Source organism: Kitasatospora sp. NPDC001095, from assembly GCF_053598615.1.
In genome coordinates, this window is record NZ_JBSFKQ010000008.1 from 61,487 (window position 1) to 86,585 (window position 25,099).

Genomic DNA, 25,099 nt, shown 5'->3' on the forward strand with positions numbered 1-25,099 from the left:
GCTTCGCGACCCCGGGTGGGGCTTCGCTTCGCCCTGTGGTCACCGTCCCGTCACGGACGGGAGGTATGCCGCCAGGGGCGTGTGTCACGTGACACACGTCCCCGGCGCGCCGTCACGGGCGGAACGTGCCCCAGCCGTCGTCGTCCGTCCGGGCGCGGTTGAAGTACGGCACCCGGTCGGTGACGGCGTTCGGCAGCCGGTCGCCGACCCGGTCCGCGACCGCGCCGGCCGCCTTCCCGGCCACCGCTCCGGCCTGCTGCCGGGCCCGGTCGGTCGCACCCTGGACCGCGGGGTTCCGGGCGATCTGCCGGGTGACCTTGGCGATCTGTTCGTAGCGCTGGCGCCCGGCCCGCGAGCCCAGGACGTAGCCGGCCGCGAAACCCGCGGCCAACGACAGCTTCCACATGATCGGATCCACCCTCTCCTGGCGGCTTCTGCCGCATTGCCCTACCCGTCAGTCGGGACGGCGAACCGTCCGCGCCCCAGCATCCCCGCCCCCGCCGGCGGGCGCGCGCGGGGCGCGCCGGGCGGCAGCCGGGCGGCAGCCGGGAAAGCGATTGGCGGACCACCCCCCCGAGTGCGCTAATGTATGTCCCGCAGCGAGCGCCGAGGAGCCCGGGAGACCGGGGGCCGGAGCGGAAGCCGATCCCCCATAGCTCAATTGGCAGAGCAGCCGACTGTTAATCGGCAGGTTATTGGTTCGAGTCCAATTGGGGGAGCTCGGGAGAAGGTCCCTTCGGGGCCCGGTTCCCGTCCGTGGTACGGAAGTCGAGTGCCGCGATCCCGCATAGCTCAATTGGCAGAGCAGCCGGCTGTTAACCGGCAGGTTATTGGTTCGAGTCCAATTGCGGGAGCTGCACCGGGTCCGCCCGGTGACTGCTCAGAGCGAAGGCCCCTCGGTCGACCGGGGGGCTTTCGTGTTTCCGTCCTCCGGCTTCGCGGAGTGACGTGCGCGACACCGCCCCCGGCAGGTCGTTGGGTCAGGTGGTCGCCTTCCGGTAGAGGTCGGCGACCCGCTGGTCGAAGGCGACGCTGTACGAGGTGCCGGGGGTGTCCCCGCCCTCCTGGTAGCCGCCGATCACGCCGACCACCGCGCCGTTCGCGGCCACCCACGGGCTGCCGCTGGTGCCGTCGGTGTAGCCGCCGCAGTCGAAGCGCGCCTGGGTGGGGCTCTGTGAGCTGGTCCGGGCCGCGCAGGTGATCGGCTCGTCGCTCTCGTTCGGGTAGCCGGTGACCGAGACGGACAGCCCGAAGCCCTGGCCGGTGCCGAGCGGGTTGCCGCCGACCGTGTCCTCGATCTGCCGGCCGTCGAGCATGCCCACCGTGACGAAGGCCACGTCGTACTCGGGGTCGTCCTCGGCCGCCCAGTGCGGGTCCACCGTGATCGCCTTCACCGGCCAAGTCCCGTACGGGGTGAACCCGTTGCGGTAGCCGGGGGTGAAGACCAGGCCGTCCAGCAGGCCGATCCGCCGGCTCTGCACGCAGTGCGCCGCGGTGACCAGCAGGTTGCCCCGGGGGCTGTGCACCACGCTCGCGGTGCAGGCCCGCGGGCCCTGCGCGGTGCGGATGGAGAGGGTGCCCACCCGGTCCCCGGCCGGGCTCTGCTGCGCCACCTCGGCGGTGGGCGCCCCCTCCTGCCCGCCGCACGCGGTGCCGACGGCCAGCAGCAGGGCGGCCAGCGCGGCCGTTCGAGCCGTGCGCGCGGGCCGGGCCGGGCGGGGGGCCATCGGGGCTCCGTCTCGTTCCTCGGGGCGGGCACCGGGGCCGTGCGTTCCGCCGTTCGTGAGGAAGATCTACCAGGCCGTGCCCGGCGGCGCCACTGCCGCGTGCCGGGCCCGCCGCCGGTCACCCGGTGGCGCGGTCGTACAGGGCCTGGACGCGGTCGCCGAAGTAGCTGCTGTACGAGGTGTCCGGGCTGCTGCCGCCCTCCTGGTAGCCGCCGATCACGCCGACCACGGTGCCGGTCCTGGTGGCCGGGTCGAAGTCGGTGACCCAGGGGCTGCCGCTGGTGCCGCCGGTGTAGTCGGGGCAGTCGATCCGCAGCTGGGTGGGGCCCTGCGGGGCGGTGGTGTTGGAGCAGGTGATCGGGACGCCGCTGCTGCTCGGGTAGCCGGTGACCTTCACCGGGAGCCGGTAGCCCCGGTTGACGCCGAGCCGGTTGGCGCCGAGCACCTGTTGGACCTGCAGCCCGTTCTGCGCCTGGACGATCGCGAAGGCGACGTCCACGTCCGGGTCGGCGTGGTCGTTCCAGCCGTCGTCCACGGTGACGGCCAGCAGGGGCCAGATGCCGCTGGGGGTGTCGCCGTCGCGGTAGCCGGGGACGAAGACCAGGTCGCTGCGCCGGCCGAGCCGGGGGTCCCAGACGCAGTGGGCGGCCGTGACGACGAGGTTGAGCCCGGCGCTGTCGACCACGCTGGCGGTGCAGAAGTGGTCGCCGTCGGCGTTGCGCGTGAACACCGCGCCGACCAGGCCGTTGAGCACGGTGGGCTTGGCGGTGCGGGTGACGCCGGTGTGCCGGTCGGCCGCGCTCCTGAGCCGCTGCCGGTTCCAGCCGTGGCGGTCGGCGGAGGCGGCGGTGGGCGGCGCCGAGGTGACGGTCGGGGCGCTCCCGCCCGGCCCCGCCGCGGTGGTGCAGCCCGCCGCGGCCAGCACCAGTGCGAGTGCCGCGGCCGCCGCTCCCCTCCCACGTGTCGTCATCCGTCCAGGCTGCCCCGGACGGACGCCCCGCCGCCACCCGGGCTGCGCCGACCGGGAGTCGAGCACCGTCGCGTACCCAGCTGCGCCCCCGGCGCGCACCACGGGTGATCGACCGGCTATGCTGCCCGGGACGGCCTCGCTGGGGCCGTCTGCTGCTGCCGTGCCGACGACCGGCGCGTGCGGCGAACCGGGGCGGTAGCTCAGCCGGTTAGAGCAGGGGACTCATAATCCCTTGGTCGTGGGTTCGAGTCCCACCCGCCCCACCTTCTCGATGTGCGACGAGCGTCGTACGCGTCTCTCGCGGGCGGGCCGCCGGGCCGGAGCCCCGCCGCCCTTTCACCGCCTGCGACGTCGCAGAGTCTAGGCCGCGGCCATCCCCTTTCCCGGGTGGCGCGCCGGAATTCACCCGCCCGTGGGCATCGGCCCCGACTCTCCCTGACGCCTGTCCGTCGCCTCCCCGCGGCGCTCCTCCCCTTTCCCCGTTGCCGGACGCTGGCGCCGTGCGCGCAAAAAGTGATATCACTTTGACAGCTGAAGCGGGCACCCGCGCAGCGGACATCACCATTGGGGGAGTCGGTCCCATGACCACACTGCGTTCCGCCGTCGAGGACGGCCCTGTCCTGGACCTTCCGGTCCCCAAGTTCACCGAACGGGCCATCACCGGGGCGGCTGGACTGCCGGTGCTCGGCGGCACCCTGCTCGGCCTGCTCGCCGGCGTCGGCTCGTTCGTCGTCGGCGCGGCCCAACTGTCCGTGAAGACCAACGGGTTGGGCATCGCCCTGGTGGTCGTCGGACCGCTGCTGGTGCTCGGCTCGGTGCTGCTGATGTGCGGGCTGACGGTGGTCTCGCCCGGCCAGGCCCGGGTGGTCCAGCTGCTCGGGCGCTACCGCGGCACTGTCCGCGCCGAGGGCCTGACCTGGCTGAACCCGTTCACCAGCCGGCGGCGGATCTCCACCCGGATCCGCAACCACGAGACCGAGACCACCAAGGTCAACGACGCGGACGGCAACCCGATCGAGATGGCCGCCGTGGTGGTCTGGCAGGTCGAGGACACCGCGATGGCGATGTTCGAGGTGGACGACTACGCCGACTTCGTCGCCATCCAGACCGAGACGGCCGTCCGGCACATCGCCACCAGCTACCCCTACGACGCCCACCACGAGGGCCAGTTGTCGCTGCGCGACGGCGCGGACGAGATCGCCCGCAAGCTCTCCGCCGAGATCTCCGCCCGGGTCGCCTCGGCCGGGGTGCGGGTCATCGAGTCCCGGATCACCAGGCTCGCGTACGCTCCGGAGGTCGCCCAGGTGATGCTCCAGCGCCAGCAGGCCGGGGCCGTGGTCGCGGCGCGCAGGCTGATCGTCGAGGGCGCCGTCGGTATGGTCGAGGAGGCGCTGGACCGGCTCGCCGAACGCGATGTCGTGGAGCTGGACGAGGAGCGCAAGGCCGCCATGGTGAGCAACCTCCTGGTGGTGCTCTGCGGCGACCGCGGCACCCAGCCCGTCGTGAACACGGGCTCCCTCTACCAGTAAGGCGAGGCCTTGGCGACGGAACGGAAGAAGATCCTGTTGCGACTGGACCCTTCAGTTCACGACGCGCTGGCCAGATGGGCCGGGGACGAACTGCGCAGCACCAACGCCCAGATCGAGTTCCTGCTCCGCCGCGCACTCACCGACGCGGGACGGATGCCCAGCGGTGCGGCCCGGCTTCCCCGGCGCGGCCGCCCACCCAAGGAGAGCCCGGAGAGCGGCGAGTCCGGCGAGGACTGACCGCGGACCGGGGCTCGGAGAACCTTCGGAGACCAAAGATGGACCTGCCCGGCAACCTGCCCGAGAAGCTGTACCTGCTCGCCTACGACCCGCGGCGCGAGCGCACCACCCGGAACTCCTCGCTCAACCTGCTGCTCCAGGCGGCGGCGCTGACCGAGCTGCTGCGCCGGGGCCTGCTGTACGAGGAGGGCCGCAAGGCCGTCGCCCGGGCCCGCGGCGGCGCGGCCGAGGAGGGCCTCGATCCGTACAGCGCCCGTCTGCTGGGCCAGATCAGGGAGAGCCGGCCGCACAGCTGGAACTCCTGGGTCAGCCGTGCCAGGAGCACCGGCCGCGACCAGCCGGTCCGCCGGGTCAGGGACGGTCTGGCGGACTCCGGCCGGCTCACCCTCCGGTCGCACCGGGCGGCCGGGCTGTTCCCGGTGACCCTGGTCACCCTGACGGATCCGGGGGTCCGCGAGGCGCTGGCGGCCTCCGTCACCGGGGCGCTGACCGGGCCGCTCAGCCGGGTCGACCCGGCCGACGCGGCGCTGACCGCCCTCGTCGCGGCGGGCCGCCTCGGCTCGGTCCTGAACGGCAGGCAGCGCCGGGAGCACCGCGGCCGGATCGCGAAGCTGGCCCCGGCGGCCGGCCCGGTCCCGCGCGCGCTCGGCACGGCGCTGGCCTGGCGGATGGCGGGCCACGCGGCGGAGAGCGCGGCCCTGGGCTGACGGTCCGTCCGCGGGGGAGACGGCGCGCAAGGGGGGCGCGGAGCCCGGTCACCGGTCCGGTGACCGGGCTCCCGGCCGTCCGGGCGTACGGACGTACCGGCCCGTAAGCTGGCCGGATGCTCGAACCCGCCCTGCTGCCGACCCCGCTGGTGGACTGCACCGACGAGGCCTACGCCCGGGCCGGCGTGGAGCTGCGGCTGAAGCGGGACGACCTGCTGCACCCGACCGTCCCCGGCAACAAGTGGCGCAAGCTGGCGCCCAACCTGGCCGCCGCCGTGGAGCAGGGCCACACCCGGCTGCTGACCTTCGGCGGCGCCTACTCGACCCACCTGCGGGCCGTCGCGGCCGCCGCCGGGGCGCTCGGACTGGAGAGCGTCGGGCTGGTCCGCGGCGAGGAGCTGGCCGACCGGCCGCGCAACTGGTCGCTGCGGGCCGCCGAGGCGGCCGGGATGCGGCTGGAGTTCCTGACCCGGGCCGAGTACCGGGAGGCCACCGGCCGGGCCGAGGGGGAGCACGGCACGGATGCCCTGCTCCGCCGCTGGGGCCCCTGCCTGGTGCTCCCGGAGGGCGGCTCCAACGCCCTGGCCGCCGTCGGCGCGGCCGCGATCCCGGCCGAACTGCCCGGTCTCGGCGAGCGGGACGTGGTCTGCTGCCCGGTCGGCACCGGCGGCACCCTGGCCGGCATCGCGGCCGGCCTGCCGGCGGGCGCCCGGGCGCTCGGGGTCGCCGTGCTGCGCGGCGGCGAGGGCTACCTGGAGGCGGAGGTCACCCGGCTGCACCGGGCCGCCTACGGGCGGGGGTTCGACAACTGGCGGATCGACCACGCGCACCACGGCGGCGGCTACGGCAGGGTCCCGGCCGAACTGGCCGCCTTCGCCGAGCGGTTCGAGCGCCGCCACGGCATCCCGCTGGAGCGCCGCTACGTCGCCAAGCTGCTCGCCGCGCTGGCCGACCTGACGGCGGAGGGCGCCTTCCCCCGCGGCACCCGCCTCACCGCCGTCGTCACCGGGCTGCCGGATCCGCGGTAGGGCCGCCCCGGCTCCGACGCGGACGGCCCGCGCTCCCGCCGTTCGGCGGGGAGGGCGGGCCGTCCGTCCGGCGGGAGGGCGCGATCAGCCGAAGGTCAGGTTCGCGCACGGGTCGGTGTCGGCGTTGCGGGTGTTCTCCGCTATGCCGGTGGGGATGCCGCTCGGCAGGCCCGGGGCGGTGCCGGGGATGCTGCCGGCGGTGGCGCCCGGGGCGGCGCCCGGGGTGGCAGCGGCCGGGAGGCCGGGCTCCGGGCTCGGGGCGGCCACCGAGTCGGTCCGGGTGGCCGTCGCGCGGTAGTCGGCGCCGAGGGTGACGGTGATCGCCTCCGTGCCGGGCTCCTCGACCGTGGTGGCGCCGGGAAAGAGCGCCGCGACCTGGTCGGCGGTGGCCTTCAGCGCGGGGTCGTAGGCGACCCGGGTCGTCTGCCGCCCGGCGGAGGTGTGGCCCAGCGTGACGTTGCGGAACCCGCGCGCCTTGAGTGTGTCGGCGCCGGAACCGGCCAGGCCGGGCGTGCCGACCCCGTTGACCACCGTGATCGGCGCCGCGGCCTGCTCCGCGGTGAGCGGGGTGCCGGGGGCCGTCGCGGCGGCGCCCGGGTCGGCGGTGGGGGAGGAGGCCGGCTGGCCCGTCCCGGAGGTGCTCTGCCCGTCCAGGGTGCGGTCCTCGCGCAGCAGCTTCCAGAGGGTGTCGGCGTCCGGCTGGACCAGCCGCACCCGGTCGCCGGCGAAGCGCCAGGGGGCGGTGACGAAGGAGACGTCGGAGAGTTTGATGTCCTGGATCGAGTGGGCGAAGTCCACCAGCTTCATCGCGGTGCCCAGCCCCTCGTCCACGGTGAGCGACTTGGTGGCCGCGTCGGCCAGCGGCAGCAGGGTGGGCAGCGAGAAGCCCTGGCTCTGCACCTTCTTGATCATCGAGGAGAGGAAGGCCTGCTGGCGCTTCATCCGGCCTATGTCGGAGTTGTCGCCGATGCCGTGGCGGGCCCGCAGGTAGTCCACCGCGGACTGCCCGGAGAGCTTCTGGAGGCCCTTCTTGAGGTGTATGCCGTACTGGTTGACGTCGTTGGGGACGCAGGCGTCCACGCCGCCCACGGCGTCGGACATCGCGGCCGCGCCCTTGAAGTCGACCACGACGGTGTGGTCGACCCGCAGTCCGGTGAGCTTCTCCACGGTGTTCTGGGTGCAGGCCGGGTTGCCCTTCTCGGCCAGGCCCACGGTGAAGGCGGAGTTGAACATCTGGTCGGTCTTCGGCGCCGTCCAGGTGCCGTTCGGCAGCTTGCAGGACGGGATGGTGACCAGGGTGTCGCGGGGGATCGAGACGCCGACGGCGTGCTTGTGGTCGGCGTAGATGTGCACCAGGATCGCGGTGTCCGAGTGGCCGACGCCCTCGTCGCCGCCGCCCAGCGAGTCGTTGCCCTCGTCGCGGGTGTCCGAGCCGAGCAGCAGCACGTTGACCGGTACGGAGGCGCCCGGGCTGACCGGGACGGGGGCCGGCGGGCGTTCCGTGGCGACGCCGCCCGGGTCGAAGGTGGTGATGTTGTTGTCCAGCCGGTGGTAGAACCAGGCTCCGGCGCCCACCACCGACAGCACCAGTACGGCGGCCAGGCCGATGGCGGTCCGCAGATAGCGGCGCCGGCGCGTGCTGCTGCTCATCCTCCGTGCCCCCCGTCTTCAGGTCTCTCGCGTTCGATGTTCGAACGTTAGACGTTCCGGGAGGCGGTTCGGTTACCCCCCTGGGGCCTACGAGCAGCCCCCGGGTCCTGTGATGCTGGTCACGCGCCGGGGCCGGAGGCGCCCGCGAGCATCCTGCGGAGCAGGTCGCGCAGCGCGGTCCGCTCGTCCGGGCCGAGCGCGGCCAGCGGCTCGCGGGCGAAGTTCAGCGACTCGCGGAGCTCCTCGGAGGCGGCCGAGCCGGTGTCGGTGGCGGCGACGAGCTTGACCCGGCGGTCGTGCCGGTCGGCCTCGCGGGTGACGAAGCCGCGGGATTCGAGCCGGTCGACGATGCCGGTGATGTTGGACGGCTCGCAGCTGAGCGTCTGGGCGATCTGGCGCATCGGCATCGGCCCGCGCCGCAGGAGGGCGAGCACCTTGGCCTGGGCGCCGGTGAGCGAGCGGGCGGCGGCGGCGTCCTCGTACTCGCGGTGGAACAGCGCGACCAGGTTGGCCATCAGGTCGACGACCTCGCGGGTGATCTCGTCGGGCTGCGGCGCGGCGTCCTCGACCGGCTGGGTGTCCATGGTCGAGAGTCTACCTGAAAAGTTGACAATGTGAACCTTTCATGCCCATCGTTACTTCAGTTGCTCAACCTTTCAGGCGTTCGAACCTCATCCGAACCCGCGTCCCGACCCGCCCCCGAACCGCAAGGAGCACACCCATGGCAGAGCAGGCCGCCGCCCCCGCGACCGCCCGTGAATGGCACCTCGTCGCCCGCCCGCAGGGCTGGCCGGTGCCGGCCGACTTCGCCCTGGTCGAGGCCCCGGTCCGCACCCCGGGCCCGGGCGAGATCCTGGTCCGCAACGCCTACCTCTCGGTGGACCCGTACATGCGCGGCCGGATGAACGACGTGAAGTCGTACGTCCCGCCGTTCCAGCTGGGCCAGGCCATGGACGGTGGCGCGGTCGGTCACGTCGTCGCCTCCGGGGCCGAGGGCTTCGCCCCGGGAGACGCGGTGCTGCACGGGCTCGGCTGGCGCGAGTACGCGACGCTGGACGCCCGGCACGCGGTCAAGGTCGACCCGGCCGCCGCCCCGCTCTCCGCCTACCTCGGCGTGCTCGGCATGCCCGGCCTGACCGCCTACTCCGGGCTGCTGGCCGTCGGCGGCCTCAAGGAGGGCGACAGGGTCTTCGTCTCCGGCGCGGCCGGCGCGGTCGGTTCGCTGGTCGGCCAGATCGCCAGGCTCAAGGGCGCCTCGCTGGTGGTCGGTTCGGCCGGCTCGGCGGAGAAGGTGGCCAAGCTGGTGGACGAGTACGGCTTCGACGCGGCCTTCAACTACAAGGACGCCCCGGTCGCCGAGCAGCTCGCCCAGGCAGCCCCGGACGGCATCGACCTCTACTTCGACAACGTCGGCGGCGACCACCTGGAGGCCGCGATCGGCGCGTTGAACGTGCACGGCCGCGCGGTGCTCTGCGGCGCGATCGCCCAGTACAACGACACCGCCGCACCCGCCGCCCCGCGCAACCTCGCGCTCGCCATCGGCAAGCGGCTGCGCCTGGAGGGCATGCTGGTGAGCGACCACGCGGGGCTCCAGCAGCAGTTCGTCGCGGAGGTGGCCGGCTGGTTGAAGTCCGGTGAACTGCACACCGAGGAGACCGTGGTGGACGGCGTGGAGAACGCCGTCGAGGCCTTCCTCGACCTGCTGCGCGGCGTCAACACCGGCAAGATGGTCGTCCGCCTGGGTGACTGACGAACCGTCAGGCGTTCTGATCGCCCCGCCGTCCCGACCGGGCGGCGGGGCGTTCGTCATGGGCGGACCGCCGCCGGGCGCGGGTGCCGGGGGACTACCGCATTCCGGCCGGATCCGAAAGTGCGTCATCCATCCCGTGGCGCCGCGCGGTACGGTGGTTCGGCCGGTGATGGGGCCGTTCGGGGGAGAGATCCGGCCGAGGGGTAGACCTCGTTGAGGATTCGACTAGCATTGAGCGAAAGCCTGTCCGTTTTGCTCAATTTAGTAGCTTAATGTCAGCTAACGTGAGTAACTGCGGATCAACTGCAGGCACGAGGCAGCTGGGGAAGGCGACCCTCGTCCACAGCCTGGAGGTCCCGGTGACGACACGTGGAGTCCTGTACGTCCACTCCGCGCCCCGCGCGCTGTGCCCGCACGTCGAGTGGGCCGTCGCGGGGGTGCTCGGTGTGCGGGTGAGCCTGGACTGGATCCGCCAGCCGGCCGCACCCGGGCACTGGCGCGCCGAGCTCTCCTGGCAGGGGGAGCCCGGTACGGCCTCGAAGCTCGCCTCCGCGCTGCGCGGCTGGCAGTTGATGCGCTACGAGGTGACCAGCGAGCCCTGCGCCACGGCGGAGGGGGAGCGGTACAGCAGCACGCCCTCGCTGGGCATCTTCCACGCCGTCACCGGCATCCACGGTGACATCCTGATCCCCGAGGACCGGTTGCGCGCCGTCCTGGTGCGCGCCCGCAGCGAGGGGGCCGACCTGGAGGCCGAGGTCGCCCGGCTGCTCGGCAAGCCCTGGGACGACGAGCTGGAGCCGTTCCGGTACGCGGGCGAGGGTGCACCGGTGCGCTGGCTGCACCAGGTGGTCTGAGACCCGCCCGGGGGCCGTACCGGGGACGTGCGAAGGGGCCGGCGCTCGCGGAGAGCGCCGGCCCCTTCGTCGTGGGCGTCAGCGGGTGCGGAAGGCCAGCACCACGTTGTGGCCGCCGAAGCCGAACGAGTTGTTCAGCGCGGCGATCCGGCCCTCGGGCAGCTCGCGGGCCTCGCCGCGGACGATGTCGGCGTCCACGTCGTCGTCCAGCTCGTCCACGTTGATGGTCGGCGGGGCGACCCGGTGGTGCAGCGCCAGCACGGTGGCGACGGTCTCGATGCCGCCGGCGCCGCCCAGCAGGTGACCGGTCATCGACTTGGTGGCCGAGACGGCGATGTGGTCGAGGTCGTCGCCCAGTTCCTTGCGCAGCGCCTTCAGCTCGGCGGTGTCGCCCTGCGGGGTCGAGGTGGCGTGCGCGTTGACGTGCACGATCTCGGCCTTGTCCAGCTCGTTGCGCTCGAACAGGTCGGCCAGCGCGCGGGCCACGCCGGCGCCGGTCGGCTCGGGCTGGGCGATGTGGTGGGCGTCCGAGGACAGGCCCTGGCCCACGGCCTCGCAGTAGATCCGGGCGCCGCGCGCCTCGGCGTGCTCGACCGACTCCAGCACGACCACGCCGGCGCCCTCGCCCAGCACGAAGCCGTCGCGGGCCTTGTCGTACGGGCGGGAGGCACGCTGGGGGTCGTCGTTCTTCTTGGACATCGCCATCATGTTGGCGAACGCGGCGATCGGCAGCGGGTGGATCGCCGCCTCGGTGCCGCCGGCCACCACGACGTCGGCGCGGCCGGTGCGGATCATCTCGATCGCGTAGCCGATCGCCTCGGCGCCGGAGGCGCAGGCGGAGACGGGGGTGTGCACGCCCGCGCGGGCGCCGACCTCCAGGCCGACGTTGGCCGCCGGGGAGTTGGGCATCAGCATCGGGACGGTGTGCGGGGAGACCTTGCGGGCGCCCTTCTCCTTCAGCACGTCGTACTGGTCGAGGAGGGTGGTCACGCCGCCGATGCCGGAGGCGATGACGGTGCCCAGGCGCTCGGGGGCGAGCTTGGAGGACTCGTCGGTGGCGGGGGTCTCGAAGCCGGCGTCGGCCCAGGCCTCGCGGGCGGCGATCAGCGCGAACTGGGCCGAGCGGTCCAGCTTGCGGGCCAGCGGGCGGGGAAGGATGTCGCCGGGCTCGACGGCGGTCCGCGCCGCGATCTTCACCGGCAGGTCCTCGGCCCACTCCTCGGTCAGGGCCGCCACGCCGGACGTGCCCGCGACCAGGTTCTCCCAGGTGCTGGCGGCGTCGGCGCCCAGCGGCGTGAAGGCGCCGATACCCGTGACGACCACGGTGCGATTTTCAGCGGTCACTGGTTTCTTCTTCTCTCACGTGTGCGGGGGTCGGCGGCGTGCCGAGGATGGGCCCGGCCGGGCGCCCGGTGAGGGCGTCCCGGCCGGAGAGGCCGGCCAGGCTCGACGAGCCGGGCCGACCGGTCAGCCCGGGCCGGCGTACGGGACGCCGGACGGGCTGGCCGAGTCGAACGAGTCGGTCGCTCAGGCGTTGAGGATGTAGTCCACCGCGTCGCCGACGGTCTTCAGGTTCTTGACCTCGTCGTCCGGGATCTTGACGTCGAAGCGCTCCTCGGCGGCCACGACGACCTCGACCATGGACAGCGAGTCGACGTCCAGGTCATCGGTGAAGGACTTGTCGAGCTGGACGTCCTCGGTCGGGATACCGGCGATCTCGTTGACGATCTCGGCGAGACCTTCCAGGACCTCGTCCTTGGTAGCCATACTGGCTGCTCCTCTTCGGTGTTGAACGTGTCCGGCCGGCGGCCGGGCACAGGCTTGTGGACGGCGCGAACGCGCCTAGGGGAGAGTAACGACTGCGGCGGCGTAGACGAGACCCGCCCCGAACCCGATGATCAGGGCCAGGTCCCCGCTGTGGGCCTCACCGCTCTCCAGCATGCGCTCCATCGCCAGCGGGATGGAGGCGGCGGAGGTGTTGCCGGTCTCGGCGATGTCGCGGGCGACGGGCACCGAATCCGGCAGCTTGAGCGCCTTGATCATGGCATCCGTGATCCGCATGTTGGCCTGGTGGGGGATGAACGCGCCGAGCTGGTCGGCGGTGATCCCGGCGGCGTCCAGCGCCTGCTGGGCCACCTTGGCCATCTCCCACACGGCCCAGCGGAAGACCGGCTGGCCGTCCATCTTCAGGGCCGGCCACTTCGTCTCCTCGCCCGCGCCGTTGACGGCGTCGGACTTGGCGAAGGCGGTGTCCCAGGCCTGGGTCTGGGTGATCAGCTCGGCCTGCGAGCCGTCCGAGCCCCAGATCAGCTTGCCGATGCCGGGCGTGTCGGACGGGCCGACGATCGCGGCGCCGGCGCCGTCGCCGAAGATGAAGGCGGTGGAGCGGTCCGACTTGTCGGTCAGGTCGCTGAGCCGCTCGACGCCGATGACCAGCACGTACTCGGCGTTGCCGCCGCGGATCATGCCGTCGGCCAGGCCCAGGCCGTAGCCGAAGCCGGCGCAGGCGGCCGAGATGTCGAAGGCCGGGGCGGTGCCGCAGCCGAGCCGCTCGGCGATCTCGGTGGCGATCGCGGGGGTCTGCTTGAAGTGCGAGACGGTCGAGACGATCACGCCGCCGATCCGGTCGGCGGTGATCCCGGCCTGGGCGATGGCCTTGCCGGCCGCCTGGACCGACATCTCGGCGACGGACTCGTCCGGGCCGGCCCAGCGGCGCTCGGCGATCCCGCTGCGGGTGCGGATCCACTCGTCCGAGGAGTCGATCCACTCCAGGACCTCGGAGTTGGGGACGACCCGGACCGGACGGTAGCCGCCGACGCCGTGGATGCGCGCGTACTGCGCGCCGTTCACCGGGCGGATCTGGGGCTTGGTCATGCCTGGGTCTCCTGCTCCTGACCGCCGTGCTCCGCGACGAGCGCGCGGGCCTTGTCGAGATCGGCGGGGGTCTTGAGGGCGAGCGTGGCCACACCCTTGAGGTTGCGCTTGAGCAGCCCGGTGAGGGTGCCCGCGGGGGACAGCTCGATCACGGCCGTCGCGCCCAGCTGCCCGAGGGTCTCCATGCAGAGGTCCCAGCGGACGGGGTTGGAGACCTGCGACACCAGGCGCGAGAGCACCTCGGCGCCGGACTCCACGACCGCGCCGTCCTTGTTGGAGACGTAGCGGACCAGCGGGTCGGCCGCGGTCAGGGTCGGGGCCAGCTTGGCCAGCCGCTCGACGCCCGGGGCCATGTGCTCGGTGTGGAAGGCACCGGCCACCTTGAGGGTGATCAGCTTGGCGCGCTCCGGCGGGTCCGCCTTCAGCGCCTCCAGCTGGGCCAGCGTGCCGGCGGCGACGATCTGGCCGCCGCCGTTGTTGTTGGCCGCGGTCAGGCCGTGCTCGGCGAGCTTCGCCGCGACCTCCTCCGGCTCGCCGCCGAGCACGGCGAGCATGCCGGTCTCGGTGACGGCGGCGGCCTCGGCCATGGCCTGACCGCGCTCGCGCACGAAGGCCAGCGCGTCGTGGGCGGTGAGCACCCCGGCGCCGGCGGCGGCGGTGATCTCACCGACGCTGTGGCCGGCCACGGCACCGACCAGCTTGCGGGCGACGTCCTCGTCCGGGAACAGCTCCCGGGCGGTCACCAGACCGGCGGCGACCAGCAGCGGCTGGGCTACGGCGGTGTCCTTGATCTCCTCGGCGGACGCCTCGGTGCCGGCGTGCACCAGGTCGAGCCCGGCGACCTCCGACCAGCCGCGCAGGCGGTCGGCGACGCCGTCGAGCTCCAGCCAGGGGCTGAGGAAACCGGGGGACTGGGCACCCTGTCCAGGGGCGACGATTACGAGCACGGTTCAACCCTCTCTCGCCAGGCGCCCAGGGGCGGGTAGGCGACGGTAACGAAGAAAACCATCCGGGATTGTATGGTCCCTACACTCCGGCTCAGCCGGGCTCTCCGACGGCGCCCAGCCGGCCGAGGGCCAGCGCGATCCGCAGCGTGAACGCCGAACGTACGTCGGAGGGGGCGTACCCCGTGACGTCAGTCACACGTCGCAGCCGGTAGCGCACCGTGTTGGGGTGCACAAAGAGCATCCGGGCCGCGCCCTCCAGCGAGGAGGCCTGCTCCAGGTAGACGCTCAGCGTCTCCAGCAGGGCGGAGCCGGCCTCGTCAAGCGGTGTGTAGATCTCCTCCACCAGCTGACGGCGCGCGGCCTGGTCGCCGGCCAGCGCCCGCTCGGGCAGCAGGTCGTCGGCCAGCACCGGGCGGGGGGCGTCCGGCCAGGCGGCGCAGGCGCGCAGGCCTGCCGCGGCGGCGTGGGCCGAGCGGGTCGCGGAGAGCAGGTCGGGCACGGTCGGGCCGACCACCACCGGGCCCGGCGCGAACTGGCCGATCAGCGCCCGGGCCGCGTGCACCGGCTCCTTGTCGCCGCCGACCACGACCACCAGGCGCTTGCCCAGCACCCCGGTCAGCACGTTCAGCTTGGCGTACCGGGCGGCCCGGCGGATCGCCTCGACCACCAGTTCGCTGTCGCCGTCCGGCGCGCTGCCCATCACCACCCGGACCTGGCTGGGCTGGCCCCAGCCGAGCGCCGCGGCCCGCGAGAGCACGCCCTCGTCGGCGTCGCCGGACAGCAACGAGTTGACCACCAGCGCCTCCAGGCGGGCGTCCCAGGCGCCGCGCGCCTCGGCGGCCTGGGCGTACACCTGGGCGGTCGCGAAGGCGATCTCCCGGGCGTAGACCAGCACCGACTCGCGCATGTCCGCCTCGTCGCCGGGCGCGGCCACCTCCTCGATGGCCTCCTCCATCACCTCGATCGTGGTGCGGATCAGCTCGACGGTCTGGCGCAGGGTGATCGCCCTGGTCAGCTCGCGCGGGGCGGTGCCGAAGACGTCGGTGGAGATCGCCTGGGCGGCGTCGGGCTGGCGGTACCACTCGGTGAACGCGGCGATGCCGGCCTGGGCGACCAGGCCGATCCAGGACCGGTGCTCCGGCGGCATCCGCCGGTACCATCCGAGCTGGTCGTCCATCCGCGAGATCGCGGCGGTGGCCAGCTTGCCGGAGGACTTCTCCAGCCGCTTGAGCGTCGCCGCCCGGCGCTCGGCGCGCTCGGCGGCGTTTCTGCGCTCCTGCGCGGTCAGGCGGGGCGCCGCGCGGCCCGGGCGGTCGCGGCCCGACCGGGCGGTCGGGCTCTTCCCGGTGGGGTCGGGTGCGGGGCTGGAGCTGGGGTCGTTCGTGGAGTTCGTGGAGGCGGCTGGCACAAGGACAAGACTGCCTCACGTGAGTGACTGCTCGTGCACAATCCCCGGCGGAGCGGCACGGTGGCAAGAGTCACACTCCGACGCCCACCCACTACGGTGGGGGCGTGAACGAAGCCGCCGCCCGCCCCCGTGCCGACCTGCGCCGCACCGCCGAGCGCTACCGTTCCGCCCCGGCCGAGGGCGTCGAGACCAGGCACGCGTTCTCCTTCTCCGGCCACTACGACCCGAAGAACACCCACTTCGGCGCGCTGCTCGCGTGCAACGAGGAACTCCTCGCCCCCGGGGCCGGGTTCGAGGAGCACAAGCACCGGGACACCGAGATCCTCACCTGGGTGCTGGAGGGCGCGCTGGCCCACCGCGACTCGCAGGGCCACAGCGGGGTGGTCCGGCCCGGGATGGTCCAGCACCTCAGCGCCGGCTCCGGCGTCACCCACACCGAGCGCAACGTCGGCGGCGCCACCGGTCCGGTCCGCTTCGTCCAGATGTGGCTCCAACCCGACGAGTTCGACGTGCCCCCCGCGTACGGTCTGCGCAAGGTGGAACCGGCGGACGGCGGGTTGACGCTGCTGGCCTCCGGGCTGGAGCGCGACGCCGGGACGGACGCCCTGCGGCTGCGCCGCGGCGACGCCGCGCTCTGGCTGGCCACCGCCGGGCCGTGGCAGCCGCTGCCGCCGCTGCCCGAGGCGCCCTGGCGGTACGCGCACCTGACGGCCGGCTCGCTGGGCTACCGGACCGTCCCCGGGCCCAAGGGCGCCGGCCGCTCGATGGTGCCGGGCGACAGCGTACGGATCACCGGCGAGGCCTTCGCCGACCCGGCGGCGGGCGAGACCGGCGCCGAACTCCTGCTCTGGGAGATGCACTCGCCGGTCTCGTACGGCTAGCGCTGGCCGTACGGCTCGGCTCAGCCCTTCGCGAGCTCTCCGAGGACCGCGTCCGAGAAGGCCGGCCAGGCCTCGACCGCCCACGGGCCGAAGTCCCGGTCGGTGAGCGCGACGCAGGCCACGCCGGCCCGTGGGTCCACCCACAGGAAGGTGCCGGACTGGCCGAAGTGCCCGAAGGTCCCGGGGGAGTTGGCGGAGCCGGTCCAGTGCGGGCTCTTGCCGTCGCGGATCTCGAAGCCGAGGCCCCAGTCGTTCGGGCGCTGGTGGCCGTAGCCGGGCAGCACGCCGCTGGTGCCGGGGAAGGCGACCTCGCGGGTGGCCCGCAGGACGGTGGACGGGTCCAGCAGCTTGGGTGCCTGCAGCTCGGCGGCGAACCGGGCGAGGTCGGCGACGGTGGACAGGCCGCCGGCGCCGGCCGGGGACTTGTGCGCGGTGTGGATCAGGGTGTCCGTCATGCCCAGCGGCTCGAACACCGCCTCGGCGGCGTAGCGGGAGAACTCGATCCCGGCGGCCTCGGACAGCGCCCGGGCCAGCGCGTCGAAGCCCGCGTTGGAGTAGAGCCGGCGCTTGCCGGGCTCACCGAACACCCGGTCCTCGTCGAAGCCCAGGCCGGAAGTGTGCGCGAGCAGGTGGCGGACGGTCGCCCCGGGCGGCCCGGCCGGGTCGTCCAGCTCGAACACGCCCTCCTCGACGGCGACCAGCGCCGCGTACGAGGTGAGCAGCTTGGTGACCGAGGCGAGCGGGAACAGGTGCTGCTGCGGCCCGTGCGCGCCCAGCACCGCGCCGTCCGCCCCCCGGACCACGGCCGCCGCGGCATGGGGCACCGGCCAGTTCTCGATCATCCGCAAGCTCTCCATGGGCCCGACTCTAGTCGCCGGGAAATCCGCCGGAGAAGGTGGTGGCGGAGCCACCCGGGTAGCGGCTTGCTTGGAGTGCACTCGAACTCGGTAGCGTCGTTCACGTCGCACAGGACAGGGGGGACGAGCGATGGCCACACCCGAACGCGTCGAGATCGACCTGCGCAGCTGCTCCGAGGTGTTCAGCAGCCCCGCCGGCGATCCGGACCGCTCGCCGCGGCACACCATCAGCGAGGTCGCCGCGGCCAGCGGACTGACCGCCCACACCCTGCGCTGGTACGAGCGGATCGGCCTGCTGGACCCGGTCGGCCGGGCCGCGGGGGGCCGGCGCCGCTACTGCGACGCCGACCTGCACCGGCTGGCCTTCCTGGGCAGGCTGCGGCTGACCGGCATGTCCGTGGCGGACATGCTCAAGTACGTGGACATGGCCCGCCAGGGCGAGCGGACCTACGAGGACCGGCGGCTGCTCCTGGAGGCTCAGCGTGAGGAGGTCCGGCAGCGGATCGTGGACCTCCAGGCCACCCTCGCCGTCCTCGACTACAAGATCGATCTCTATGCCGGGAAGGTCGCCGACGGCACCGGTGCCCCGGTCCAATGCCAGAACATCCGTGTAGAGGAAGAGCAGAGCGCATGACTCAGACCGTCCTTCCCACCGTCGAACTCGGCACCGGAGGCCCGCTGGTGGGCGTCCAGGGCCTCGGCTGCATGGGCATGAGCGAGTTCTACGGCCACACCGACACCGGTGAGGCGCTCGCCACCCTGGACGCCGCGCTGGAGGCGGGCGTCACCCTCTTCGACACCGCCGACATGTACGGCTCCGGCCGCAACGAGGAGCTGATCGGCCCCTTCGTCCGGGCCAACCGGGACAAGGTGGTGCTCGCCACCAAGTTCTCCATCGTGCGCTCCGCGCAGGACGCCTCCGTCCGCGGCATCCGCAACGACCCGGAGTACATCCGGACCGCGGTCGACGCCTCGCTGCGCCGCCTCGGCGTCGACGTGATCGACCTGTACTACATGCACCGCCGCGACCCGGCCGTGCCGCTGGCCGACTCGGTCGGCGCCATGGCCGACCTGGTGAAGGCCGGCAAGGTGCGCCACCTCGGCCTGTCCGAGGTGACCGGGGCGGAGCTGCGCGAGGCGCACGCGGTCCACCCGATCGCCGCGCTGCAGTCCGAGTGGTCGGTGTTCGCCCGCGACGTCGAGCGCACGGCGGTGCCGGCCGCCGCGGAGCTGGGCGTCGCCTTCGTGCCGTACTCGCCGCTCGGGCGCGGGTTCCTGACCGGCGCCTTCCAGAACGCCGAGGAGCTCCCGGCGGACGACTTCCGGCGGAACTTCCCGCGCTTCACCGGCGACAACGCCGCTGCCAACGGCGAACTGCTCGCCCCGCTGCGGGAGATCGCGGCGGCCCACGGCGTGACGCTCGCCCAGGTCGCGCTGGCCTGGGTGCACCAGCGGGCCGAGGTGCACGGGCTGGCCGTGGTACCGATCCCGGGCACCCGCAAGCGCAGCCGGCTCGCCGAGAACACCGCGGCGGCGACGCTGCGGCTGACCGCCGAGGAGCTGGCGCTGCTGGAGCCGGTGGCCGGCCGGGTGGCGGGCAACCGCTACGCGGACATGAGCTCGACCTCGGCCGCGCGCGAGTAGCCGGACGCCGACGGCCGGGCGGGGCCGGGGCGTCCGTTCGGCGTTCCCCGGCCCCGCCCGTCGGGTTCAGACCGTACGGCCGGTCCAGGCGGCCAGCCGGGTGTGCACGTCGGCGTCCTCGGCGACCGGCCGGACGGCGGCGAACGGGACGCCCGGCACCCGCCGTTCGGCCGGCAGCGCGGACTCGGCGATGCCCAGCGCGGTCCGCGCCAGGTCGTCGTCCAGGGCGAAGCCGTTGTCCAGGGCGACGGCGATGTCCCAGGAGTGGGTCACCAGTTCCATCAGGTAGCCGCCCACCGCCGCCGCGCCGGGCACCTCGCCCCAGGGGACGACGGTCGGGCGGCCGAGCTTGGCGTCGTCCGCCCAGGCGGCGGTCACCCGGGCCCGGGCGCGGCCCAGCGCGGCCGGCCAGCCCTCGTCCGAGGGGTCCTCGATGGCGGCCACGACGTCCCGGGCGTTGCCGCCCTCGCCCAGGTAGGCGAACCGGTGGACGCCGCCGACCACGTGGTTCAGCAGCTCGCGCAGGGTGAACTCGGGGCAGGGCGTGGGCCGTTCGAGGTCGGCCGGGGTGATCGTGGCGAACAGCTTCTCCAGCTGGTCGAGGGCGCTGCGGTACTGCGGTCGGGCATCCTGGACGGCGGTCATCCGCGCTCAACTCCCTGGTGTCGGGTGGTTCTTCGGGCTCGGAACGCAATCTCCCAGTAAAACCTGACAACTGCCGTCAGGGTTACTGGGATTCTTGGTGCATGAAGGCCGACCGCCTGCTCTCGATCCTCCTGCTGCTCCAGACCCGCGGCCAGGTGTCCGCCACCGAACTCGCCGAGCGGCTGGAGGTGTCCGTGCGCACCATCTACCGCGACGTCGAGTCGCTCTCCGCCGCCGGGGTGCCGGTGTTCACCGAACGCGGGCGGCACGGCGGCATCGGCCTGCTGCCCGGCTACCGCACCGACGTCACCGGCCTGACCGCGGACGAGGCCAGGGCGCTGTTCGTGCTCTCCGCCCAGGGCGCGCACAGCGACCTCGGGCTGGACGGCGCGCTCGGCTCGGCGCTGCGCAAGGTGATGGCCGCGCTGCCGGCCCCGCACCGGCCCGGCGCCGAGCGGATCAGCGAGCGGATCCTGGTCGACCCGGCCCGCTGGATGCAGACCCCCGGCGCGGCCGGCCCCGCCGCCGGGCCGGACCTCGGCGAACTGCAGTACGCCGTCTTCGCGGACCGGCGGCTGCGGCTGTGCTACCGGCACGGCGGCACGCCCGCGCCGGTGGAGTACACCGTCGACCCGTACGGGCTGGTGAGCAAGGCCGCGGTCTGGTACCTGGTGGCCGACCTGCACGGCGAGCCGCGGCTGTTCCGGGCCGACCGGGTGCTGGCCGCCGAGACCACCGAGGAGGCGGTGCGGCGCCGGGCCGGGGTCGGGCTCGGCGACGTCTGGGCGGTGCTGCGCGAGCAGGTGGAGCGGCTGCCGAAGGACGTGCCGGTGCGGGTGCGGGTCCGGCGCGGACGGCTGGACATGTTCCTGCGCATCCACGGCGGCCGCGTCAGCGCCCCGCCGCCGGAGCCGGGCGCGGGGCCGGCCGAGGAGTGGGTCGAGGTGGCGATGGCCTTCCCGGCCCCGGCGGCCGTCCGGTCGCTGCTGGCCTTCGGGGCGGAGGTCGAGGTGCTGGCCCCGCCGGCCGCCCGGCGGGAGCTGGCCCGGGCGGCGGCGGACGCCCTGCGGCTGTACCAGGAGCAGGGTGCCTAGGCGCCGGGCCCCTACTGGTTGGGGTTCGGCCGGAGCACGTCCTGGTAGTGGCCGAGCGAGATCGCCGCGAAGTTGTGCAGGCTGTCGGTGCCCTCGCCGAAGTAGCCGTTGTGGCCGACCGCGCGGGCCGAGGAGATCTGCTCGGATCCGAAGTCGCTCGCCGTCGGGTCGGCGCCGTGGCCGAGCCCGCCGACCTCCAGGAACGGCACGTTGCCGATCCAGTCGCTGGGGTTGCGGGTGGCCCAGACGTGCACGCCGGCGCCCAGCTCGGTGGTGCTCTGCACGCCCATGCCCGGGCTGCCGAAGACCATCAGGTCGGTGACGCCGGAGGTGTCGGACGGCGAGGCGGCCGCACGCGGGATGTCCGGAGCGGCGGTGCCGCAGACCACCGAGCCGTACGAGTGGCAGAGCAGCGACGGCGGCGCGTCCGGCCGGGTGGTCTCCTTGAGTCCGGCGAGCAGCCGCTCCAATCGGGGGGCGGCGACGTCGGCGAGCCGGGAGGTGGCCGCGTCCGGGCCGAGACCGGAGGGGGTGACGTAGCCGGTCCAGGAGATCACGGCGGTCCGGGTGCCCGGCGCCTGGTGCCGCTCCTCGGCGTACAGGGCGCGGGCCATCCCGGCCGGGGAGCGCAGCGGATCGGCGGCCTGGTCGTGGTGGCCGAGGTCGGCGTCCGAGCCGGGGACGAGCACGGAGATCCGCTCGGCGTCGGCGAGGTCGCCCCACACCTCGGTGACCAGGCCGCGGCCGCGCGGGTCGAAGGCCAGGACCTGCCGGTCCGGGGCGAGCAGGTGCTCGACGTCGTTGGCGCGGGAGACGGCCAGCGCGCGGGCGTCGGAGTCCAGCTTGCGGTCCGCGGCGCGGGCCCGGGCCTGGTCGCGCTCGGCGGCCAGGGCGATCCGGTTGGCGCGGTAGCGCAGGTCCAGCGGAGCGCCGTCGTAGTTGCCGACGACCAGCGGGTAGTCCTGGATCAGCCGGTCCAGTTCGGTGGGCGCGAGCGAGGCGAAGAACGCCGCGGCGGCGGCCGGCGTGGTGGTGGCCGGGTCGGGCAGGGAGCGGCCGAAGGAGTGGTCCTGGATCCAGGCGGCGCTGCCGGCCGGAGGCGTGGAGATCGCCAGCTGTTCGGAGGAGACCGCGGCCGCGGCGGCGGAGGCTCCGGCGTCGGCGAGCACCGCGCAGCCGGCGAACGCCCCGATCAGTACCCGCTTCCAGCGTCGACGGTTGCGCACCGCACCAACTCCCTTGGGGCCCGTCACCGTTTCGCGGGCGGTGCCCGGAGGGTGCGATGGTTCTGCTGACTTCCCTGCGCAAGCCTAGGGGGCCCGAAGGGGCGGCGGGAACGCCTAAACTGTGGGATGGATCACATGAACCGGGGGTGTCCTCACGGCGTCTCCCAGTGGTTCGGGCGGTGCGTGCGGCCGGGTGCCCCAGGGGCCGGCGGGGTGGCGCTCAGGCGTCGAACCCGCGCACCAGGCGCTTCGGCGCCGTCCGCCGCCAGGCCTCGGTGACCAGGTCGTGCAGCTCGTCCCGGTCCACCAGGTCCAGCCGGACGCTCACCCAGCCGTGGCGCCCGACGTACGGGGCGGAGGAGAACACCTCGGGCTCGGCGGCGAGCAGTTCGGCCTGGTCCTCGGGGGAGGCCTTCACACTGACGCGCTCCCCGTCGGGTGCGCCCATCGCGAAGATCCGGCCGCGGACCCGCAGCGTCTCGATGTCCCAGGTCGGCTCCTGGACGGCCTCGGGCAGGGCCAGAGCCATCGCGCGGAACTCGTCGAACGTCACCATGGCGGCAGGGTAGGGCAGGGCACCGACAGCGCGCCCCCGGCGCGCGGCACGGCGCACCGGGGGCGGCTCACGCCTGGCGCGCCGTCACACCACGCCCAGCGCGTACGCGGCGAACAGCGCCGCCGCTGCCCCGGCCACCGCCTTGCCGCCCCGGGAGAAGGCCGTCCACGGGCCGTCGAACCGGCGGGTGAACCAGCCGACCGCCACCAGTACGGCGCCGAACAGCGGCAGCAGCGCCAGCCGGGCGGCCACCCAGCCGAGCGAGTCCGGCGCGGTGGTCAGGCCCGGGACGGCGCCCAGGACGGCCGCGCCCGGCACCGCGACCGCGAGCATCGCGCTCTGGTGCCAGCAGAAGACCGTCATCGCCGACAGGTTGACCACCACGACCGGCAGCCACAGCAGCGGGCGGCGGGTCAGCAGCCGGCCCAGCCGCTCCCGCAGCAGCACCGCGGCGCCGCACTGGAACGCGGCCAGGGCGAGCACCAGCAGGGACGGCGGGTGCGAGTTGGTCCGCGCGGCCCCGGGCACACCGACCATGCTGGCCGGGTAGTGGAAGACCAGCAGCAGTGCGGCGAACAGCGCGCCGCCGCCGAGCAGCAGCACCCGGGCCGCCGGGCGGCCGAGCCGGCCCTGTGCCCAGAGCACGCCCAGCTGGTAGCCGAACAACCAGCCCGGCAGGATGTTCAGCAGCGCCACCCAGGACGGCACCGCCCCGGCCCACGGCCCGTACCGCAGCAGGTCGACGGCGGCGACCACGACCACCGGCAGGCCCGCCGACCAGCCGCCGAGCCGGCGCCCGGCGGCCACGCAGAGCGGGGTGAGCGCGGTCAGCCCCAGGTAGACGGCGATGTACCAGAGCGGCTGCACCACCAGGGTGGCGCCGGTGCGCAGGGTGTCCGCGGGGACGCCGAGCGCGGGCAGCAGCGGGACCAGCGCCGCCCAGACGGCCGCCACCCCGAGCACCGGGCGCAGCAGCCGGACGGTCCGGGCCCACAGCCAGTCGCGGGTCCGCAGGCCCTTGGCCCGGGCGCGCTCCAGCGAGCGGACCGAGGAGTGGCCGCCGACCAGGAAGAACACCCCGAGCATCTGGAGCACCCAGCTGAGCGGGGCGAAGAAGCCGAGGGTGGAGAGCGGGCTGGCGTTGTGCAGGGCGCCGTCGGGGGTGCGGGTGAAGCCGCCGAGCATCCAGTGCCCGACGGGTACGGCGAGCAGGGCCAGGGCGCGCAGCCCGTCCAGGGCGCGGTCGCGGTCGGCCGGGGTCTTCGCGTCGACGCGGGCGGCGGCGCGGCGCAGGGCGGTGAGCGGGCTGGGGGTGGGGGTGCCGGCCATGGCGTGGTGTTCCTTCCGGTGCGGGCGGTCAGGCGCGGCCGAGCGCGAGGTCGGCGTAGGCGGCGAGGGAGGCGGTGCCGGGGGCGAAGTAGCCGGTGTGGCCGTGGGATCCGGTCGCGGGCAGCGGGCGGGCCCCGAAGCCGGGGGTGGTCGGGTCGGCGCCGTGGCCGAGGCCGAACAGCCGGACGTTGGGCACCTCGCCGATCCAGTCGGAGCCGTTGCGGGCGGTGGCCCAGAGCGGGACGCCGGGGTCGAGGTCGGCGGCCGAGTCGACGCCCATGCCGGGCGAGCCGAGCACCACCACGCCGGAGGCCTGCGCGGGCGTGGGGCGGGCCAGGCCGCAGACCACGGAGCCGTAGCTGTGGCAGAACACGGTGGGCGGGGCCTGCGGGCGGGTGGTGACGGCGAGTCCGTCGAGCAGCCGGGTGAGGCGCGGGGCGCCGGCCCGGGCCAGGTCCTCGGTGGCGGCGTCCGGGCCGAGGCCGAGCGGGGTGGTGTAGCCGGCCCAGGCGATCACGGCGGTCTGCCCGCCGGTGGCGTCCAGGAGGGCGCGGGCCATGCCGGCGGGGGTGCCGTACGGGTCGGAGGCGCGGTCGAAGCGGAGCAGGTCGATGTCCGAGCCGGGGACGATCACGGCGGTGCGGCGGGCGGTGGCGAGGTCGCCGTACACCTCGGCGACCTGGCCGCGGCCGCGCGGGTCGAAGGCGAGGACCTGGCGGCCGCCGTCCAGCAGGGCGCGGTAGCGCTCGGCCCGGGTGCGGGCGGCCGCGTGGTCCTGCGGGGTGAGTGCGGGGTCGGCGGCCCGGGCGAGTTCGCGGGTGCGTTCGGCGGCCAGGGCGAGGGCGTTGGCCCGGTACCGGAGGGCGATCGGGGCGCCGTCCAGGTTGCCGACCACCAGCGGGTGCCGGGCGGCCAGGGCCTCCTGCGTGGCCGGGGCCAACCCGGCGAAGAACGCGGCGACCAGGGCCGGGGCGGCGGTGGCCGGGTCGGGCGGCCGCACGCCGAGCGAGGTGTCGGCGGTCCAGGCGGCGCTGCCGGGCGGCGGGCCGGTGACGGGGGTCTGGGTGTCGGCGGCCCAGCCGCCCGTGCCGAGCGCCACCGCCAGTGCCAGTGCGGTGGCGGCGATCGCCCGTCTGGTCCGGAACCTGCGCATGTCCGTGCTCCCCCTCGTCGGCGCGGCCGCCGA

Annotated in this window: 26 protein-coding genes and 3 tRNA genes; 13 read left to right on the forward strand and 16 right to left on the reverse strand. The window is 74.2% G+C overall.

All coding sequences use genetic code 11. From position 1 onward, the window contains the following. Positions 1–112: 112 nt before the first annotated feature. On the reverse strand, positions 113–418 hold the full coding sequence (locus ACWDBB_RS10150) for a hypothetical protein (protein WP_449789139.1): 306 nt from the start codon (positions 416–418) through the stop codon (positions 113–115). A gap of 228 nt (positions 419–646) precedes the next feature. Between ACWDBB_RS10150 and ACWDBB_RS10155 the strand changes: the two genes are divergently transcribed. Beyond that, positions 647–719, forward strand: a tRNA-Asn gene (locus tag ACWDBB_RS10155). A 62-nt stretch (positions 720–781) separates the two neighbouring features. Beyond that, positions 782–854, forward strand: a tRNA-Asn gene (locus ACWDBB_RS10160). A 126-nt stretch (positions 855–980) separates the two neighbouring features. Here ACWDBB_RS10160 and ACWDBB_RS10165 read toward each other — a convergent pair. Both ACWDBB_RS10165 and ACWDBB_RS10170 read right to left on the reverse strand, forming a co-directional pair. After that, positions 981–1,727: a trypsin-like serine peptidase gene (locus ACWDBB_RS10165; RefSeq protein WP_449789140.1), complete on the reverse strand. Its 747-nt coding sequence runs from the start codon at positions 1,725–1,727 to the stop codon at positions 981–983. Positions 1,728–1,845: 118 nt separating this feature from the next. After that, the gene (locus tag ACWDBB_RS10170) at positions 1,846–2,697 is read right to left on the reverse strand and encodes a trypsin-like serine peptidase (protein WP_449789141.1); all 852 of its coding nucleotides are present in this window, start codon (positions 2,695–2,697) and stop codon (positions 1,846–1,848) included. A gap of 189 nt (positions 2,698–2,886) precedes the next feature. Between ACWDBB_RS10170 and ACWDBB_RS10175 the strand changes: the two genes are divergently transcribed. From ACWDBB_RS10175 to ACWDBB_RS10195, 5 genes are all read left to right on the forward strand, one after another. Then, a tRNA-Ile gene (locus ACWDBB_RS10175) sits at positions 2,887–2,960 on the forward strand. 318 nt (positions 2,961–3,278) lie between these two features. Further along, a complete protein-coding gene (locus ACWDBB_RS10180) occupies positions 3,279–4,226 on the forward strand; it encodes an SPFH domain-containing protein (RefSeq protein ID WP_449789142.1) in 948 nt (315 codons plus the stop codon). Between the two features lie 9 nt (positions 4,227–4,235). After that, a complete protein-coding gene (locus tag ACWDBB_RS10185; RefSeq protein WP_392869752.1) occupies positions 4,236–4,463 on the forward strand; it encodes a hypothetical protein in 228 nt (75 codons plus the stop codon). A 38-nt stretch (positions 4,464–4,501) separates the two neighbouring features. Further along, a complete protein-coding gene (locus ACWDBB_RS10190) occupies positions 4,502–5,170 on the forward strand; it encodes a GOLPH3/VPS74 family protein (RefSeq protein ID WP_449789143.1) in 669 nt (222 codons plus the stop codon). A 116-nt stretch (positions 5,171–5,286) separates the two neighbouring features. Continuing rightward, complete coding sequence (locus tag ACWDBB_RS10195; RefSeq protein ID WP_449789144.1) at positions 5,287–6,198, forward strand: 1-aminocyclopropane-1-carboxylate deaminase/D-cysteine desulfhydrase; 912 nt, start codon at positions 5,287–5,289, stop codon at positions 6,196–6,198. 84 nt (positions 6,199–6,282) lie between these two features. Here the strand turns inward: ACWDBB_RS10195 and ACWDBB_RS10200 are convergent, their stop codons facing one another. After that, positions 6,283–7,848, reverse strand: a complete 1,566-nt coding sequence (locus ACWDBB_RS10200; protein ID WP_449789145.1) for an LCP family protein — start codon at positions 7,846–7,848, stop codon at positions 6,283–6,285. A gap of 119 nt (positions 7,849–7,967) precedes the next feature. Further along, positions 7,968–8,432, reverse strand: a complete 465-nt coding sequence (locus tag ACWDBB_RS10205; protein WP_449789146.1) for a MarR family winged helix-turn-helix transcriptional regulator — start codon at positions 8,430–8,432, stop codon at positions 7,968–7,970. 137 nt (positions 8,433–8,569) lie between these two features. On the opposite strand from ACWDBB_RS10205, the gene ACWDBB_RS10210 reads away from it, so the two are divergent. Together ACWDBB_RS10210 and ACWDBB_RS10215 are read left to right on the forward strand one after the other, a co-directional pair. Next, positions 8,570–9,598 (forward strand): NADP-dependent oxidoreductase, encoded by a 1,029-nt coding sequence (locus ACWDBB_RS10210; protein WP_449789147.1) that lies wholly within the window; start codon positions 8,570–8,572, stop codon positions 9,596–9,598. Between the two features lie 359 nt (positions 9,599–9,957). Beyond that, positions 9,958–10,452 (forward strand): DUF3145 domain-containing protein, encoded by a 495-nt coding sequence (locus ACWDBB_RS10215; RefSeq protein ID WP_392869740.1) that lies wholly within the window; start codon positions 9,958–9,960, stop codon positions 10,450–10,452. 78 nt (positions 10,453–10,530) lie between these two features. Here ACWDBB_RS10215 and fabF read toward each other — a convergent pair whose 3' ends face one another. The 5 genes from fabF to ACWDBB_RS10240 form a co-directional block, all read right to left on the reverse strand. Then, entirely contained in the window at positions 10,531–11,796 is a 1,266-nt protein-coding gene (fabF, locus tag ACWDBB_RS10220) for a beta-ketoacyl-ACP synthase II (RefSeq protein ID WP_449789148.1), read from the reverse strand. 183 nt (positions 11,797–11,979) lie between these two features. After that, positions 11,980–12,219 (reverse strand): acyl carrier protein, encoded by a 240-nt coding sequence (locus tag ACWDBB_RS10225; RefSeq protein ID WP_355251392.1) that lies wholly within the window; start codon positions 12,217–12,219, stop codon positions 11,980–11,982. Between the two features lie 75 nt (positions 12,220–12,294). After that, positions 12,295–13,326: a beta-ketoacyl-ACP synthase III gene (locus ACWDBB_RS10230; protein ID WP_449789149.1), complete on the reverse strand. Its 1,032-nt coding sequence runs from the start codon at positions 13,324–13,326 to the stop codon at positions 12,295–12,297. After that, positions 13,323–14,273 (reverse strand): ACP S-malonyltransferase, encoded by a 951-nt coding sequence (locus ACWDBB_RS10235; protein ID WP_449789150.1) that lies wholly within the window; start codon positions 14,271–14,273, stop codon positions 13,323–13,325. The genes ACWDBB_RS10230 and ACWDBB_RS10235 overlap by 4 nt, the downstream gene beginning before the upstream one ends. A gap of 91 nt (positions 14,274–14,364) precedes the next feature. Next, on the reverse strand, positions 14,365–15,561 hold the full coding sequence (locus ACWDBB_RS10240) for a PucR family transcriptional regulator (protein ID WP_449789263.1): 1,197 nt from the start codon (positions 15,559–15,561) through the stop codon (positions 14,365–14,367). A 224-nt stretch (positions 15,562–15,785) separates the two neighbouring features. Between ACWDBB_RS10240 and ACWDBB_RS10245 the strand changes: the two genes are divergently transcribed. After that, positions 15,786–16,562: a pirin family protein gene (locus ACWDBB_RS10245; RefSeq protein WP_449789151.1), complete on the forward strand. Its 777-nt coding sequence runs from the start codon at positions 15,786–15,788 to the stop codon at positions 16,560–16,562. A 20-nt stretch (positions 16,563–16,582) separates the two neighbouring features. On the opposite strand, the gene ACWDBB_RS10250 is transcribed toward ACWDBB_RS10245, so the two are convergent. Beyond that, positions 16,583–17,419 (reverse strand): serine hydrolase domain-containing protein, encoded by an 837-nt coding sequence (locus ACWDBB_RS10250; RefSeq protein WP_449789152.1) that lies wholly within the window; start codon positions 17,417–17,419, stop codon positions 16,583–16,585. A gap of 130 nt (positions 17,420–17,549) precedes the next feature. On the opposite strand from ACWDBB_RS10250, the gene ACWDBB_RS10255 reads away from it, so the two are divergent. Further along, entirely contained in the window at positions 17,550–18,053 is a 504-nt protein-coding gene (locus tag ACWDBB_RS10255) for a MerR family transcriptional regulator (protein WP_449789153.1), read from the forward strand. Continuing rightward, positions 18,050–19,063: an aldo/keto reductase gene (locus ACWDBB_RS10260; RefSeq protein WP_449789154.1), complete on the forward strand. Its 1,014-nt coding sequence runs from the start codon at positions 18,050–18,052 to the stop codon at positions 19,061–19,063. Before ACWDBB_RS10255 ends, ACWDBB_RS10260 begins: the two co-directional genes overlap by 4 nt. Positions 19,064–19,129: 66 nt before the next feature. Here ACWDBB_RS10260 and ACWDBB_RS10265 read toward each other — a convergent pair whose 3' ends face one another. After that, a complete protein-coding gene (locus ACWDBB_RS10265) occupies positions 19,130–19,708 on the reverse strand; it encodes a TIGR03086 family metal-binding protein (RefSeq protein WP_449789155.1) in 579 nt (192 codons plus the stop codon). A gap of 101 nt (positions 19,709–19,809) precedes the next feature. Between ACWDBB_RS10265 and ACWDBB_RS10270 the strand changes: the two genes are divergently transcribed. Further along, complete coding sequence (locus tag ACWDBB_RS10270; RefSeq protein ID WP_449789156.1) at positions 19,810–20,802, forward strand: helix-turn-helix transcriptional regulator; 993 nt, start codon at positions 19,810–19,812, stop codon at positions 20,800–20,802. A gap of 11 nt (positions 20,803–20,813) precedes the next feature. Here ACWDBB_RS10270 and ACWDBB_RS10275 read toward each other — a convergent pair whose 3' ends face one another. From ACWDBB_RS10275 to ACWDBB_RS10290, 4 genes are all read right to left on the reverse strand, one after another. Next, positions 20,814–22,028 (reverse strand): alpha/beta hydrolase, encoded by a 1,215-nt coding sequence (locus tag ACWDBB_RS10275; protein WP_449789157.1) that lies wholly within the window; start codon positions 22,026–22,028, stop codon positions 20,814–20,816. Between the two features lie 220 nt (positions 22,029–22,248). Beyond that, positions 22,249–22,584 (reverse strand): MmcQ/YjbR family DNA-binding protein, encoded by a 336-nt coding sequence (locus ACWDBB_RS10280; RefSeq protein WP_449789158.1) that lies wholly within the window; start codon positions 22,582–22,584, stop codon positions 22,249–22,251. 84 nt (positions 22,585–22,668) lie between these two features. After that, positions 22,669–23,913, reverse strand: coding sequence for an acyltransferase family protein (locus ACWDBB_RS10285; protein ID WP_449789159.1), 1,245 nt, complete (start codon positions 23,911–23,913; stop codon positions 22,669–22,671). 28 nt (positions 23,914–23,941) lie between these two features. Further along, positions 23,942–25,066 (reverse strand): alpha/beta hydrolase, encoded by a 1,125-nt coding sequence (locus tag ACWDBB_RS10290; protein WP_449789160.1) that lies wholly within the window; start codon positions 25,064–25,066, stop codon positions 23,942–23,944. Between the last annotated feature and the right edge of the window lie 33 nt (positions 25,067–25,099).